General features: G+C 71.0%; 16 protein-coding genes and 1 riboswitch. Of the genes, 4 read left to right on the top strand and 12 right to left on the bottom strand.

Annotated elements, in window-relative coordinates:
* Positions 1–2 precede the first annotated feature (2 nt).
* Positions 3–1,391, bottom strand: a complete 1,389-nt coding sequence (locus tag EJV46_RS01950) for a serine/threonine-protein kinase (RefSeq protein ID WP_131546902.1) — start codon at positions 1,389–1,391, stop codon at positions 3–5.
* 4 nt (positions 1,392–1,395) lie between these two features.
* The gene (locus tag EJV46_RS01945; protein ID WP_131546901.1) at positions 1,396–2,271 is read right to left on the bottom strand and encodes a DUF3365 domain-containing protein; all 876 of its coding nucleotides are present in this window, start codon (positions 2,269–2,271) and stop codon (positions 1,396–1,398) included.
* Between the two features lie 196 nt (positions 2,272–2,467).
* Here EJV46_RS01945 and EJV46_RS01940 point away from each other — a divergent pair, with 196 nt between their 5' ends.
* On the top strand, positions 2,468–3,331 hold the full coding sequence (locus EJV46_RS01940; protein WP_131546900.1) for a hypothetical protein: 864 nt from the start codon (positions 2,468–2,470) through the stop codon (positions 3,329–3,331).
* 21 nt (positions 3,332–3,352) lie between these two features.
* Here EJV46_RS01940 and EJV46_RS01935 read toward each other — a convergent pair whose 3' ends face one another.
* Positions 3,353–4,219 (bottom strand): endonuclease/exonuclease/phosphatase family protein, encoded by an 867-nt coding sequence (locus tag EJV46_RS01935; RefSeq protein ID WP_131546899.1) that lies wholly within the window; start codon positions 4,217–4,219, stop codon positions 3,353–3,355.
* A 243-nt stretch (positions 4,220–4,462) separates the two neighbouring features.
* On the opposite strand from EJV46_RS01935, the gene EJV46_RS01930 reads away from it, so the two are divergent.
* The 3 genes from EJV46_RS01930 to EJV46_RS01920 all read left to right on the top strand — a co-directional run bounded on the left by EJV46_RS01930 (position 4,463) and on the right by EJV46_RS01920 (position 7,226).
* Positions 4,463–5,821: an LLM class flavin-dependent oxidoreductase gene (locus EJV46_RS01930; protein ID WP_131546898.1), complete on the top strand. Its 1,359-nt coding sequence runs from the start codon at positions 4,463–4,465 to the stop codon at positions 5,819–5,821.
* A gap of 60 nt (positions 5,822–5,881) precedes the next feature.
* Positions 5,882–6,163 carry a LysR substrate-binding domain-containing protein gene (locus EJV46_RS01925; RefSeq protein WP_240782439.1) on the top strand — a complete coding sequence of 94 codons (282 nt, stop codon included), beginning with the start codon at positions 5,882–5,884 and terminating at the stop codon, positions 6,161–6,163.
* A gap of 85 nt (positions 6,164–6,248) precedes the next feature.
* Complete coding sequence (locus EJV46_RS01920; protein ID WP_131546896.1) at positions 6,249–7,226, top strand: tripartite tricarboxylate transporter substrate binding protein; 978 nt, start codon at positions 6,249–6,251, stop codon at positions 7,224–7,226.
* A gap of 72 nt (positions 7,227–7,298) precedes the next feature.
* On the opposite strand, the gene EJV46_RS01915 is transcribed toward EJV46_RS01920, so the two are convergent.
* From EJV46_RS01915 to EJV46_RS01875, 9 genes are all read right to left on the bottom strand, one after another.
* On the bottom strand, positions 7,299–7,850 hold the full coding sequence (locus EJV46_RS01915; protein WP_131546895.1) for a phosphonate degradation HD-domain oxygenase: 552 nt from the start codon (positions 7,848–7,850) through the stop codon (positions 7,299–7,301).
* 76 nt (positions 7,851–7,926) lie between these two features.
* Entirely contained in the window at positions 7,927–8,523 is a 597-nt protein-coding gene (locus EJV46_RS01910) for a glutathione S-transferase C-terminal domain-containing protein (protein WP_131546894.1), read from the bottom strand.
* 71 nt (positions 8,524–8,594) lie between these two features.
* Positions 8,595–9,092 (bottom strand): flavodoxin family protein, encoded by a 498-nt coding sequence (locus EJV46_RS01905; protein ID WP_206020678.1) that lies wholly within the window; start codon positions 9,090–9,092, stop codon positions 8,595–8,597.
* 127 nt (positions 9,093–9,219) lie between these two features.
* A complete protein-coding gene (locus tag EJV46_RS01900) occupies positions 9,220–10,254 on the bottom strand; it encodes a cobalamin-independent methionine synthase II family protein (RefSeq protein ID WP_131546892.1) in 1,035 nt (344 codons plus the stop codon).
* Positions 10,255–10,275: 21 nt separating this feature from the next.
* On the bottom strand, positions 10,276–11,046 hold the full coding sequence (locus EJV46_RS01895) for an ABC transporter permease (RefSeq protein WP_131546891.1): 771 nt from the start codon (positions 11,044–11,046) through the stop codon (positions 10,276–10,278).
* Entirely contained in the window at positions 11,043–11,855 is an 813-nt protein-coding gene (locus EJV46_RS01890) for an ABC transporter ATP-binding protein (protein ID WP_240782360.1), read from the bottom strand. The genes EJV46_RS01895 and EJV46_RS01890 overlap by 4 nt, the downstream gene beginning before the upstream one ends.
* An 87-nt stretch (positions 11,856–11,942) precedes the next feature.
* The gene (locus EJV46_RS01885) at positions 11,943–12,695 is read right to left on the bottom strand and encodes an ABC transporter permease (protein ID WP_131546889.1); all 753 of its coding nucleotides are present in this window, start codon (positions 12,693–12,695) and stop codon (positions 11,943–11,945) included.
* Entirely contained in the window at positions 12,695–13,681 is a 987-nt protein-coding gene (locus EJV46_RS01880) for an ABC transporter substrate-binding protein (RefSeq protein WP_131546888.1), read from the bottom strand. The genes EJV46_RS01885 and EJV46_RS01880 overlap by 1 nt, the downstream gene beginning before the upstream one ends.
* 34 nt (positions 13,682–13,715) lie before the next feature.
* Positions 13,716–13,937: riboswitch (cobalamin riboswitch) on the bottom strand.
* A gap of 165 nt (positions 13,938–14,102) precedes the next feature.
* Positions 14,103–14,807 carry a response regulator transcription factor gene (locus EJV46_RS01875; protein WP_165585282.1) on the bottom strand — a complete coding sequence of 235 codons (705 nt, stop codon included), beginning with the start codon at positions 14,805–14,807 and terminating at the stop codon, positions 14,103–14,105.
* Between the last annotated feature and the right edge of the window lies 1 nt (position 14,808).

Genomic DNA, 14,808 nt, shown 5'->3' with positions numbered 1-14,808 from the left:
CGTCAGAACAGCGCCTCGAGTTCGCGACGCAGCGCGGGCGCCTCCGCCGGCGTCGCATGGGCGCAGAGCAGGCCGACGAATTCCGGCGCGGTGGCAGCCTGGGCGGCGGCCTTCTGCACGAGGATCTTCGCCAAAGGCCCGACCACATAGGCCAGCGCCTGGACGGCCGCGGCTCGGGTCGCCGGCGAAAGCTCGAAGCCGGGCGCCGCGGCGGAGGCCGAGCTGCGGGTCGGGATGCTTGTCGGCGGCGACGTGCGGGCCGCCGTTGCCGTTGCTGCCGCGGGAGGCGGAGGTGGCGCGGGCGCGGCGGCGTGCAGCCTGAGGAAGGCCATGCGCTCCTCCGCGGATTCGATCATGGCCGAACAGGCGCGCAGCAATTCCTCCTCGCTCGCCGAAGTCGCGACGGCGCGGCGCAGCAGCGTGACGGCGAGCGGGCCGAGCCGGCTCGCCAGGTCCACGCGCAGGCGATCGATCAGCCCGGGATCGAAGACGGCCAACGGCGGCGCCGTTGGGGCCAGCACGCGCGTGGCCTCGTCCGGCAGCACGCCGTCGGCCAGCGCCGTGCCCAGCGCCCCGGCGAAATCCGCGGCGGAGGCGAAGCGGAAGTCGCGGTCCTTCGCGAGGCCGCGTGCGAGCACCGCGCCGAGCGTCGTTCCCGCCAGGACGCCGAGCTCGGCCGGCTCGGGCGCGGTCAGGCGCAGCAGGGTCTCGGCGAGGCTGGGCGCCGCGAAGGGCGGTCGTCCCAGCTGGATCTCGTAAAGCATGGCGGCCACGGCGAAGAGGTCGATGCGGTGGTCCACCGGATGACCCATGGCCTGCTCGGGCGCCATGTAGCTGGGCGTGCCGACCACGCCGCCGGCCGCCGTCAGCGCCGAGAGCCCGAGCCGGGCGATGCCGAAATCGGCGATCTTCGGCAGGCCCTGCGGCGTCACCATGATGTTGCCGGGCTTGATGTCGCGATGGACCACCCCCAGCGCATGCGCGGCGCCGAGCCCGTCCAGCACCTGGAGCATGGCCCGGGTCAGGGTCGGCAGGGCGGCGCCGCGGCCCGAGGGATTGCCGCGCAGCTCCCGCAGGATGGCGGAGAGCGCCCGCCCCTGCACGAACTCCATCACGATATAGGGCGGGTCGGCGTCGTCGGCGAAGTCGTAGACGCCGACGATGGCGGGATGCGCGCAGCGGCCGGCGGCGCGCACCTCGGTGCGGAAGCGCTCCAGAAATTCCGGCCGGTCCTCCGGCTCCAGCAGGTCGGCGCGGATGGTCTTCACCGCGACCGTGCGGTCGATCAGCGGGTCGTGCGCCCTGTAGACGCGGCCCATGGCGCCCGCGCCCAGCTCCTCCACCGCCAGGTACCGGCCGAAGCGGGCCGGCGGCGCGGTCCCTCCGGTCATGCGCTCAGTCGCCCAGCATCTTCACGGCCTGGTCGAGGCTGCGCCGCATGCGGGTGAAGGCCCGGCCAAGCTCGGAAATCTCGTCCTTGCCGGTCGACTCGAAGCTGTCCCCCTCGCCGGCCTGGCCCAGGCTGACGGCCGTCGCCGCGCGGGACATGCGCGTGACGGGCCGGATCACGACCATGTGCAGCAGCGCGTTGAGCACGACCATCATGCTGAGGAAGGTGCCGAAGAGGATGGCCATGGCGCTGTGCAGGTTCCGACGGGCATTGCCGAGGGCGAGGTTCATCGGCACGGAGACGAGCTGGGCGCCGATGGTCTCGTTCATCCGCCAGCCGAAGCCGTTGGCGGTGCCGTAGACCTGGATCATCCGCGGCGGCGCGGCCTCCGGCGTGGAATGGCAGGTGAGGCAGGCCTCGTCGCGGATGGTGATGGGCCGCGACAGGGTCAGCACGCGGCCGGTCGGCGTCTCGCGCTCGCCGATCATCTCGGTCAGGCCGGGCGTGTTCCGGAAGGTGTTGATGAAGTCCGCCTCCCAGTCGAGCGCGCGGTCGTTCAGGTTGGTCGGGTTCAGCGCCGCTTCCTTGTAGGTGTAGTCGGGATGCTCGCCGCGAATGGTGCGGAGGTTCGTCTGCGCGGCATAGGATGGCACGGTCAGCGGGGCGATCCAGCCGGGATTGTTGCGCGTGACGATCGGTACGACGTCGCGCACGGTGTATTCCCGCACGGCGTTGGCGGCGCTCAGCATGATGCGCGCGTTCTGCAGCACCTCGTTGCGGGCCGTCGCGACGAATTGCCGGTCCAGGAAGACCCAGGCGGTGGCGAAGGCGAGGGCGAAGACCGCCAGCAGGCCGAGATTGAACTTCGTGCGAATCCCCATGGCGGGATCATGTCCTTCTCCGCGATCCATGCAAGCCAGGGAAAACCTCTAGTTCCCCCGTGGCGCGATGCGTGGGCGGGGCGTTGCCGCCGTGCCGCATGGGAAGATCGCCCGCCGTTCCTTGGGGAACAGGTACCGGCTCGGAATCCGGCCGAGGATGGGCTAGCGTCCTTTCGCAAAAGGGTGAGGTTCCGCCATGTCGTTCGCCGTCCAGACGTTCCGGGCCGCCGCCCTTGCCGGAGGGCTGGGGCTGCTCGCCGCCTGCGTGCCGCCCGCCCCGCCCGGCTCCCTCCGCTCCTCGCCGCTCGCCGCCGATCCGGGCGACCCCTGCGGGCCGCAGGTGGTGGTCTTCGTCTCGGCCGGCGACCTCTTCGGCGAGCCGCCGCGGCGCGCGGCCCCGCCCAGCCAGGAGGAGCTGGAGGCCGAGCTGGCGCGCGAGAACGTTGCGCTCGAACGGCTGCAGATCGCCTTCGACGCCCTGCTCTACTGCCGGTGGACCGAGGTGCGCCTGATCCGGGCCGATGCCGAATCCGGCACGATCCCGCCTGCCGAGGCGCCGCGCCGTCTCGCGACGGCCGAAGGCCGGCTCCGCCGCGATGTGGCCCAGGGCGGGCAGATCCGCGACAGCCTCGCGGCGCGGAGCGCGCGAATCGAGGCGGCGGTCGAGCGGGTCTCGCCCGGCACCCGGGCGGCGGTCGCGGCCGCCCGCGCCGGCGCGGGCGCCCTGCCGCGGGCGGTGGTCTCGGCACCCATCGTGCTGCGGCTGCGGCCAGACGCCGTCTCCCCGATCGTGGCTCGGCTGCCCGCCGGGGCCCAGGCGACGCTCCGGCCGGGACCCAACGGCTTCTCCTTCGCCGATTCCGGCCCGCAGGCGCGGGGCTATGCGTCGAGCTCGGCCTTCACCGTGATCCCCCAGGTGCGGGTGTCGAGCGGCTCGGCGGCGGCCGACCGGCTGCGCAGCCTGGCGGCGACCAACATCGCCCGCCGCGAGGCCTTCTCGCAGAGCATCGCCCTGGCCGACCGGTCGGGTCTCGAAGGAAGGTTCGAGCCGGCCAGCTGAGCCCGCGCGGTCGAGGGCCGCTCAGGCCGCCGTGGCGAGCTGAGCGGCAGAAAGATCCAGGCGCGCCTTCAGCGGCAGGTGGTCGGAGGCCAGCCGCGCGAGCGGCGTGCTGTGCGCCTCCACCGCCGAGACGATCCCCTGCGTCCCCAGGATGCGGTCCAGCGCCAGGAAGGGCAGCCGGGACGGGAAGCTCGGAGCGCCGCCGACCAGGGGGCCGAAGGCCTCCTCCAGCGCGACCAGGGAGGAGGGCACGCCCGGCCGCCATTCGTTGAGGTCGCCCATCAGGAGCGTGGGCATGGGCGTATGGGCCCGGGCATCGCCCTCGGCGATGGCGGCCAGCAGCGTCGCGGCCTGCATGGCCCGGTGGCGCCGCATGAGGCCGAGATGCGTCGCGATCACCCGGATGCGCCCGGCCGGCAGCTTGAGCTCGGCGATCAGGGCGCCGCGCGGCTCGGCGCCGGGGAGGTCGATCCGGCGCAGGCGCAGCAGCCGGCCCTCGCGGACCAGCAGGGCGTTGCCGTGCCAGCCATGGCCGCCCGGCGTGTCGGCCACCGGCAGCACGGTAAGGCCGGTGCGCTTCTCCAGCGAGGCGGCGTCGAGCAGGCCGGTGCGCTGGCCGAAGCGGCGATCGGCCTCCTGCAGGGCCAGGATGTCGGCGTTCAGCTCGGCGATGACGCCGATGATGCGGTTGGGATCAAAGCGCTTGTCCACGCCCACGCATTTGTGGACGTTGTAGGAGGCGGCGATCACGCAGCCCTCCGGCCGGGCCTCGGCCGGGTGATGGTTCACGGTGCCGCGCCGCCGCGCCAGCGCCCCCTGGAGCTGGCGAAGGGCGCCGTGGACCTCGATGGGGAAGCCGGTTCGGGGCGAACGGGGCGGAGCGGTCATCCAGTCTCTCTCGGTCCAGTCTCTACAGTATGGCCGCCTCTCGCGATGGCCGCCTCTTCGCTATGGCCGTGGCGTGGATTCGGTCACGGAGAATGGGCATCCGGGCGGCTCCTGCCAACCGGATTCCGGGGTTGAACGCCCGGAGGCGGCGAGGTTTTCATGTGCCGTCCATCCGGGCCGGCCCTTGCATCGGCTTCCGGTTCGCGACGATGCTATCCCCACAAGCTTTCCGGATGCCTCGCCATGCCCATGATCCTCGCCGCCAATGCCAATGCCCAGGGAAGCCATGTCGGCGAATGGCGACACCCGACTGCCTGGGACAAGCCCGCCGCCAATCTGGAGAACGCCGTCCGCCTCGCGCAGATCGCCGAGGCGGGCAAGATGGACCTGCTTTTCCTGGCCGACGGCAACGGCGTGCGGAACCTGGACAAGCCGGACCTCTTCGCCGCCACCGCCCCCTCCGATCGCCCCGGCATCTTCGAGCCGGTGACGCTGCTCTCCGCCCTTTCCATGGTGACGCGGCATATCGGCCTCGTGGCCACCGCCACCACGACTTATGACGAGCCCTTTGGCGTGGCCCGCCGCTTCGCCTCGCTGGACCATCTCAGCAAGGGCCGCGCGGGCTGGAACCTCGTCACCACCTCTAATCCGGGCGACGCGCTGAATTTCTCGCATGACGAGCACGTGGCGCGCGCCGACCGCTACGAGCGCGCGGGCGAGTTCGCGGAGATCGTGAAGGGGCTGTGGGATTCCTGGGCGGACGACGCCTTCCCGCAGGACAAGGCCTCGGGAAAATACCTCGATCCGAAGAAGGTCCATGCGCTCAACCACAAGGGCAAGCACTTCCGGGTCGCCGGCCCGCTCAACGCGCCCCGGCCGCCGCAAGGGCATCCCCTGATCTTCTCGGCCGGGCAGTCGGATGCGGGCAAGGAGCTCTCGGCCTCGACCGCCGATTGCGTCTTCGCCATCGAGGGCACGATCGAGAACGCGCAGAAGCTCTACGCCGACCTGAAGGGCCGGATGGCGAAATACGGCCGCCGGCCCGACGAGATGAAGATCCTGGCCGGGACCACCATCGTCGTCGGCGAGACCGAGGCGGAGGCCGAGCGCATCCTGCAGGAGCTGGAGGAGCTGGTCCCGGTCCCCGTCGGCCTCGACTACCTGTCGAAGATGGTCGGCGTGCGCATGGCCGACTACCCGCTCGACGGGCCCATGCCGGAGCTGTCAGGCGAGCATATCGGGCCCACGGCCATCGGCCACTCGATCGTGGCGATGGCCCGCGCCAAGGGGCTGACGGTGCGCGAGACCTACAAGACGGTCCTGCCGCAGATGGCCGGCAACATCTTCCGGGGCGATCCGGTCCAGGTCGCCGACAAGCTGGAGGCCTGGTACCGCGGCAAGGCCTGCGACGGCTTCATGATCGCCGCCCCCGTGGTGCCGACCGGCATGGAGCGCTTCACGCAGCTCGTGATCCCGATCCTGCAGAAGCGCGGGCTCTTCCGCACCGAATACGAGGGCCGCACGCTGCGCGAGAATCTCGGCCTCGCGCGGCCCGAAAACCGCTTCTTCGTGCCGGCGGGGACGGAGGCTATGGCGAAGTAGCGCCGTCGAGACCGAGGCGGCGGCAGAGCATGACCGCCGCCTCATAGGCCCTTGCCGCTGGTGCTCCATCCCTGGCGAAGCGTCTTCCGGTCCCAGGCGCTGGAGGGGATGGACCGTGCGGGCATCGCCTGGCGCGCCGCCTTCACCAGCGCCAGCATCGGGGGCATGCGCGCGGCCGTGGCGGCCGGCTTCGGGGTGGCGCTGCTCTCGGAGGGCAATCTCGGGGACGAGCTGCACGCCATCTGCCCGAGGCCGGCCTGCCGGCGATCGAGGATTCCGAGGTCGCGCTGTATGTGGTGGGCCGCCGCCCCTCGCCCAGCGCGAGGCTGCTGGCGGCAATGATCCTCGAACGCGCGGCAGCGGCCAGCACAAGACTTGAACGAATAGCTTCCCCTGCTAGCGTCAGCCATCCTGTGAGAGACGAGACATGACCCTTCCGATGCTGCCGCGCCGCGCCCTCCTCGGCACCCTCGCCGCCCCGGCCCTGGCCGGCCCGGCGGCCGCGCAGGCCTGGCCCGCCCGCCCGATCCGCGTGATTGTGCCCTTCGCCGCCGGCGGCACGACCGACCTGATGACGCGCCTCGTCGCCGAGCGGCTGGGCGGGCCGCTCGGCCAACAGGTGGTCGTGGAGAATCGGGGCGGCGCCTTCGGCATGCTGGGCGCCGACGCCGTCGCGAAGGCGCCGGCGGACGGCTACACGCTGCTCGGCGGCAGCCCGGGCCCGATGGTCGTGAACGGCTACGTCTACAAGTCGCTCCCCTATGACCCCGAGCGCGACCTCTGCGGCGTCTGCATGGTCGCCTCCGTGCCCTATGTGATGGCGGTGCCCACCTCGCTCGGCATCAATTCGGTGCAGGAGCTGATCGCGCGGGCGCGGGCCCAGCCGAACAGCATCAACTTCGCGACCTCCGGCATGGCCTCCCGCCTGACGGTCGAGCTGTTCCGCGCGCTGGCCGGCGGCGTGCCGATGGAGATGGTGCAGTATCGCGGGGGCACGCCCGCGCGGACGGACCTGCTGGCCGGCCGCGTGCAGCTCGTCATCGAGCAGGCACCCGCCTTCCTGGAGGATTTCCGCGCCGGCACGCTCAAGCCGCTGGCCGTGGGCGGCCGCCAGCGCTTCCGCCTGCTGCCCGACGTGCCGACCCTGCAGGAGGTCGGCATCGCGGGCTACGAGGCCGAGGCCTGGATGGGCTATGGCGCGCCGGCCGGCACGCCCATGGCGGTGCGACAGCGGCTGGCCGCCGAGATCGACCGCATCGTGAAGACGCCGGAGGTGACGGAGCGCCTGCTGTCCTGGGGCTCGGAGCCCGTCGGCGGCACGGTCGAGGACATGGAGCGCATCCTGGCCAGCGAGCGGCGCCGGTGGAGCGAGGTGGTTCGGATCGCGGGGATCGAGAAGGAATAGTTCCAGGCGGGCGCCGCACCCGGCCGCAAGGCGGCCGGAGGCCGTGCCCGGGGCCGGGCCGGAGGGCGCCAGCTACTTCAGGATCACCCGCTCCACATACCGCATGAAGTGCGAGGCGGGCGGCGTCTCCAGCCCCTTCACCTTCGCCTGCTCGTCGAAGCGGCGGAGCTGCACCGCCTCCCGGTGCTGCGGCACCGCCTCGAATTCCGCGATCTCGCCGGGCGACATCGGTCCGCCCTGGAGGCTCAGGCTCTGGACCGAATCCCGGGAAAGCCGGGCGAAGTAGTCCGGCTCCACCGCGCAGAGATAGCGCTTGGCGGCGACGTGCAGCCGGACGGGCTCCGTCACCTCCGGGCCGAACATGGAGGCGAGGAAGGCGTGGCCGAGCTCCTCATGCCTGTCGTCCACCCCGTCCTCGGCGGGATTGTCGCCGAGGTCGTGGACCATGTGGCCGATGTCGTGCAGCAGCGCCGCCGCGATCAGGCTCTCGGGGCAGCCCTGCCGCTCGGCCAGCCAGGCCGATTGCAGCGCGTGCTGGCGCTGGTTGATCTCGGCCAGGCCATACTGCCCGCCCGCCTTGAGCTCGATCAGCTCGGCGATTTGGGCGAGCCGCGGATCGCTCATCGGGGGCACCCCTGCTTCTGGAGGGCTCATCCTTACGGGCGAGTCCGCGCCCACTCAATCATCGCGACGATGACATTCAGGCGACAGGCATGGTCCGCGCCAGCGCGGGCATGGCCAGGACCTTGGCGTACCAGGCCTCGAGTTTCGGGCGCCCCGCGCGCCAGGGCTCGTTCGCGTAGCGGAAGTCGAGATAGCCGAGCGCGCAGGCGACGGTGATCTCGCCGATCGTCGTCAGCGAGCCGAACTGGCCGGCCTCGGCCTCCAGCTTGTCCAGCGCCCGCTCGACCTTGCCGCGCTGGGTCGCGATATACTCCTTGCGGCCGTCATCCTGCGGCAGCGCGATCTCGCGGCGGCGGGGCTGGCTGGCATCCATGATGCCGTCGCCGAGCGCCTGGAGCTGCAGTGCCTTCCAGCGCGCGGGTCCGGCTTCCGGGAAGAGCTTCGGCGCGAAGCCGATGCTGTCGAGATACTCGCAGATCACCGGGCTGTCGTAGAGCGCCACGCCCTCGGCCGTGACGAGGGTGGGGATCTTCCCCAGCGGGTTCAGGGCGGCGAGGCCGGCATCCGCCGTCTTGAGGCCCAGGTCGGAGAGCTGCCCGTCGATGCCGCGGAGGATCGCGCAGGCCATGGCCTTCCGCACGTAGGGGCTGGCGCCGGAGAAGGAGAGCTTCATGAGGGACGTTTCCACGGTTGTTGGCCGCGGAACTCTCCGCGCCGCGGCGCGATCCGGCAAGACGGCGATCTTCAGAAGATGCCGAGCGCCAGGCCGGCCGCCATGGCGGCGCCGAGGTCGCGGCAGGGTGCGAGCTGCGCGTCGGAGAGGCGCTTGGGCGCGAGGATGACCCCCGGCGTCTGCGCGCCGGTGAGGACGAGCACGGGCTCGGCCACCTCGCGCAGGCGCCAGCCCGTGGCGATGCGGCGCATCTGGCGGATGGCGCCCTGCCCATCCGTGCCGGCGCAGACCATCAGCGCGAAGGCCCGCCCCTGGATGCAGTCGAGCAGCGGGTAGTAGCAGCGGTCGAAGAGGTCCTTCATCGGGCCGGAGAGGGAGCCCAGGTTTTCCGGCGCCGCGAAGATATAGCCCTGGGCCGCGAGCAGATCGTCGGGGCCGGCCTCCTCCGCCTTCAGCAGCCGCGTCTCCGACTCGGACGCGGCGGCCTCGCAGGCGGCCTCCGCCATGGCTGCCGTGCCGCCGGTGCGCGAGTGGTGAAGGATCAGCAGCCGCGCGGCATGGGGGTGCAAGCTTGGTCCGACGGTCGTGCTCAAGCTCATCTCGCCCCTGGGGCGGCACCGCCCCCATCGCGGATACCACGACATGCGCCGGCGATCGCTGCCACGGTCGAGGGGCAAGGCCCCTCGCCCGGTCCCTCTACTGGATTTCCCGTCGCACGATCGCGGCCCCTTCGGCCATCGCCTTGAGCTTCCCGAAGGCGCGCTCACGCGGGAGATACTTCATCCCGCAATCCGGCGCGGCCACGATGCGCTCGGCCGGCAGCACCTTCAACGCCCGCCGCAGCCGCTCGGCGACGATCTCCGGCGTCTCCACCTCGGGCGAGCTGAGGTCGAGCACGCCGACCAGCACGGTCTTGTTCAGCTCCCGCAGCACGCCCAGGTCGAGATTGGGCTGGGCCGCCTCGATGGAGACCTGCTGCGCGATGGTCTCCGAGAGCTCCGGCAGGAAGGAGTAGCCGCTCGGCTTGCCGTCCACCATGGCCGCATAGCCGAAGCACATGTGCACGATGGTGGTGCCGGGGACGTCCTTCAGCGCGCGGTTGATGGCGGCAACGGCGAAGCGGCGCGCCTCCTCGGGGAAGGCCTGCATCCAGGGCTCGTCGAGCTGGATCACGTCCACGCCGGCGGCCTTGAGCTCCAGGATCTCCTCGTTGAGCGCGGCCGCGTAGTCCATCGCGAGGTCGGCCTCGTCCTTGTAGAACTCGTTCTTCGCCTGCCGCGTCATGGTGAAGGCGCCGGGCAGCGTGATCTTGAGCTGCCGGTCGGTGTTCGCGCGCGCGAACCTGATGTCCTCCACCTCGACGGCATGCGCGCGCTTCACGCGGCCGACGACGCGGGGAACGAGCGTCGGCTTGCCGGTGCGGCCGATGACCTCGCCCGGATTGGCCGCGTCGATGCCCTCAAGCGAATTCGCGAAGTGGTTGGAGTAGCTCTCCCGCCGGATCTCGCCGTCGGTGATGATGTCGATGCCGGCGCGCTCCATGTCGCGCATGGCGAGCAGGGTGGCGTCGTCCTGCGCGGCGTGCAGCCGCTCCTCAGGCACGCGCCAGATCTCGGGCGCGCGGACGCGGGGCACGAGCCGCTGGCGCAGCGCCTCCTGGTCCACCAGCCAGGCCGGCTGCGGATAGCTCCCCACCACGGTCGTGGGCAGGAGCGGAAGGGTGTCGGCCATGGGATGCGGTCCTATCGGTGGTCAGATGGCGGGCGCCGCGCGGCGCGGTACGGCCGAGGGGCGATGACGGGTGGCGGCATGCTCCAGCAGGCGCATCCCGAGGTCCAGCAGGACGCCGAGCAGCAGCACGAGCAGGATGCCGACATAGACGCGCGGGCTGTCCAGCACCGTGCGGTAGGAGGTGATGAGATAGCCGATGCCGGCCGAGGAGGTCAGCATCTCGGAGACCACCACGCCCACGATGACCAGCGCGCCGCCGAGTCGCAGGCTGGCGATGACGGTGGGGATGGCGGCGGGCAGCACGACGTGCCGCAGGCGCTGGGACAGGGTCGCGCCCATGCTGCGCGCGGTCACCAGCAGCTGCGCGTCGATCGTCTGGATGCCGGCGGCCGTGCCGAGGAGCGTCGGGAAGAAGCCGTAGAGGGAGGCGAAGGCGATCTTCGACTGCGCGCCGATGCCGAACCAGGCGGTGAAGACCGGATAGAGCACCACCAGCGGCACCGCATAGAGGCTGGAGACGACCGGCAGCAGCAGCCCGCGCAGCCGCGCGACGCTCCCCAGCAACGCCCCGGCCAGGATGCCGCCCCCGCAGGCGAAGACGAGCGCGACCGCCGCCTCGCTGAGCGTCACCGCCAGGGCCTCGGCGAAGATGCGCCAGTCGGCGATTGCGACAGCGATGGTCTGGCTGAGCGCCGGCAGGAAGAGCTGCGGCACCAGCCCCGCGCGCGGCAGCACCTCCCACAGCACCAGCAGGATTCCGCCGATCAGCCAGCGGATGGCGGAAGGGCTCACGCGGGATTTCCGGGCTGGGGGCTCCGGATCTGCCGCCAGATGCGGTCGCGCAGCTGGCCGAAGGTGGCGGTGGCCATCATCTCGTAGGTGCGCGGCCGCGGCAGCTCCACCTCGATGCGGTCGATGATGCGGCCGGGATGGGCCGACATGACCAGGACCTCGTCGGCCAGGTAGACGGCCTCGCTCAGGCTGTGCGTGACGAAGACCACCGTCTTGGAGGTCTGGGACCAGATGCGCAGCAGTTCCTCGCCCATCGTCATGCGGGTCTGCTCGTCCAGCGCGGCGAAGGGCTCGTCCATCAGCAGCACCGGCGGGTCCTGCACGAGGCCGCGCGCGATGGAGACGCGCTGCTTCATGCCGCCCGAGAGCTCGGAGGGGTAGCGCGCGCCGGCATGGCCGAGGCCCACGAGCTCCAGCATCGCGGAGGCCCGGTCAAGCCGCTCGGACCTGCCCAGGCCGCGCAGCATGAGCGGGAAGGCCACGTTGTCGATCGCGCTCAGCCAGGGGAAGAGGTTCGCGTCCTGGAAGACGACGCCCACGCGGTCCGGGTCCGGATCCAGCATGGGCCTGCCGTCCACGAGGATGGTGCCCTCGGTCTGCCGGCGCAGCCCCGCCATCATCATGAGCAGCGAGGACTTGCCGCAGCCGCTCGGCCCCACGATCACGGTGAAGCGCCCGGCCTGCACCGTCAGCGCGATGTCCTCCAGCGCGCGCGAGGCGACGCCGCGCGATTCATAGGTGTGGCCGAGGCCGATGACCTCGATCATCGGCCGCTCCGTCACCGCCCGCTCGCTCAGAGCTTGCTTCATTCGCATCCGCTCACAATCCGCGCTCTGAGATTTTGCCGAGAGCGTGATTCAGACTTTTCGGCCGGAGCGGCCTCAAGTCATCACGCTCTAGCTGCGCCAGTGGCTGCATCGGTTCTCGATCCATCGGATGAACTCGTTGATCACGATCGCCGTCACCGAGACGATCAACACGCCGGCGAAGAGCTGGCGCATCATGAAGCTTTCGCCCCAGCTCGCGATCTGCTGGCCGATGCCGCTGCGCGAGGCGTACATCTCCGCCAGGACCACGGCGGTGGTGGAGAAGATCACGGCCAGCCGCAGCGCCTCGAGCAGCACCGGCAGCATGCTCGGCAGGTAGACGTGGCGCGTGATCTGCGCGCGGGTCGCGCCGTAGGAGCGCGCCGTCAGCACATGCTCCTCGCGCACCGAGCGCACGGCGGCGGTCGCGCTCATCAGCACGATGAGAATGGTCGAGAAGCAGCCGAAGGCGACCTTCTGCCAGAAGCTGATGCCGAGGGTGAGGATGAAGAGCGGCAGGAAGATCGACTTCGGCACGCTGAAGAGGAAGTAGAGCAGCGGCTCGCAGACCTGGGCGAGCCGCTTGTTCTCCGCCAGCAGGATGCCAAGCAGGACGCCCGTCGGCACGGAGATGATCAGCGCCGCGCCGAGCTGCAGCCCGGTGGTCACGAGATCGCCATGGATCGCCGGGCGCTGCAGCAGCTGCAGCGCCGTGACGAAGACGGCGCTGAACGGCGGCAGGATCTCATCGTCCACCCAGCCGAGCCGCGGCAGCGCCTCCCAGAGTCCGAGCGCCAGCGCCAGCAGCAGCAGCCGCGCCGCCAGCATGGACGCGCGTGACATCAGCGGGTCGGAACCGGGCGGAAGCGCGTCGTGAAGACCTCCTCGACCGGGGCCAGGTCGGTCATGCCGATCATGCGCGCGAGCTCGAGCGAATAGGCCACCTGCGCCTGCTCGATCACGCCGTCGACCGAGAGCTTGAGGATGGTCTCCTGGTACTCGATCGTCGCGATCTCGGGCGGGATCTCGTTGTTGGTGGAGATGAGCTCGACCGCCGGGCCGCGATTCGCGCGCAGCCAGCCCAGGCCGCCATAGATCGCGTTCACGCCGCCCTGCACGGCCTGGGGCGTGTCGCGGATGATGCGGTCGCTGGCGATCCAGCCGGCGGTGGTGTGCTGCGGGATCGCCGTGCCGAAATCGATGAGGCTGCGCGCCTGGTTGGCCCGCAGGAGCTGGAAGCTCAGCGGCGAGTAGATCACCGCGGCGTCGATGTTGCGCGAGCGCAGGTTCGGCACGAGCCCGCCGCCGCCCACCGGCACGCGGTTGGTCGTGACCCGGCGGTCCACCTCGGTCCATTGCGCCAGCAGGTCCGAGCCCGAGCCGCGCGAGGTGATGCCGAGCTTCTTGCCCGCGAGTTCCGAGACCTCGCGGATGGGCGAATCCGTCCGCACCATCAGATGCCAGCCGAAATAGGCGAGCGCGCCGGAGGTCACGAGCTTGGAGCCGAAGCCGCGCCTGATGCCGGCCGCGACGAGCGAGGGCGGATCGAGGATCAGGTCCGCCGCGCCGGCGGCCAGCGCCTCGAAGCACTCCGCGCCGCCGCGGTAGATGGTGGTCTCGACGGCAAGACCTTCCTTTTCGAAGAATTTCTGCTGCTCGGCCGCGGTGGCGATGATGGTCGGCCAATAGGCCTTGGTCGGCACGCCGACGCGAAGGCGGGGGCGGGCCTGGGCCAGCGCCGGCTTTGCCAGGCCTGCGCCGGCAACTCCTGCGGCCAGCGCGCGGCGCGACAAAGCGAAGCCAGGCCGTGAGGCGGCGTGATCGGTCATCTCATTCTCCTTGCCCAGGGCACCCCGCCTGGTCGTGATGGGTCGTTCGGATGGCAGGTCTCCTGGCTCGCGGGTCGTCGATGCAGGCCCGGCCTTCCCGCGGCTTTCGCCGCAGTGGCCCGCCGCGCATCGCGCACGGCGGAAGGGCCAGCGTCTCGCCGCTGACAGTTGCGGGGGCAGCTGCCGACTTGTTCCGAGGAACTCACGGCATTCCCTTTTGACCCGCTTGCGCGGGACCATCCGGGGCCGTCGATATCGTCCCCGGCCGGAAGAGGCAAGGCGCCATCGGGACGGGCGGGCACGGACGGCGGCTGGCGCGCGACGGAGCGCATGATGTTTCCCCCAAGGGCCCCACGTCATGGAGGCTTGCGGGCAGGACCGTATCGTCAACCGATCCGTGCGGACAAGGGCACGGAATCCGTTACGGAAAGCCGACGAACACGTAGCCGAAGGTCCGCACCGCCTGGATGGCGACGAAGTCGCTCGCCTCCGGCTCGATCTTGCGCCGCAGGTTCTTCACGATCGTGTCCACGGCGCGGTCGCCGACGCGGAAGGGCCGGCCGAAGACCTGCCGGCACAGCTCGGCCCGGCTGACGGGATTTCCCTTCGCCGCATGCAGCATCTGCAGCGTCTCGAACTCCGCATTGGTCAGCGCGCAGACCGCGCCGCCCGGCTGCCTCAGCACCCGCCGCTCGGTGTCGAGATGCCAGCTCGGCCGCGCGGGCTCGACGGCCGGGGCGTCGCCCTCGCGGCGGCGGCGGCGCAGGACGGAACGGATGCGAGCCAGCATCTCGCGCGGCGTGATGGTCTTCTCCATCTCGTCATCCGCGCCGATCTCGAGGTTGACGATGCGGTCCATCGTCTCGGAAGCGCCGGTGACGATGATGCAGGGCACATCGGAGACGGCGCGGAGCCCGCGCAGAACGTCCGTGCCGGAGACATGGCCCAGCCGCTGGTCGAGCAGCACCAGGTCGGGCGCGAAGGTCGTGACGGCGGATTGCAGTTGCGGCTCGTCCTGCGCGGCCTGGACCGTGCAGCCGTGCAGGCCGAGATAGTCGCCGAGCAGTTGGGCGAAGTCCGGATCGTCGTCGACGACGAGGATGCGAGGAGGGCTGGAGGTCATCATG

The organism is Roseococcus sp. SYP-B2431, from assembly GCF_004336745.1.
In the GTDB taxonomy this organism is placed as follows: Bacteria; Pseudomonadota; Alphaproteobacteria; order Acetobacterales; family Acetobacteraceae; genus Roseococcus.
The sequence above is the reverse complement of the archived record's forward strand: the minus strand, read 5'-3'. Positions and strand labels throughout refer to the sequence as shown.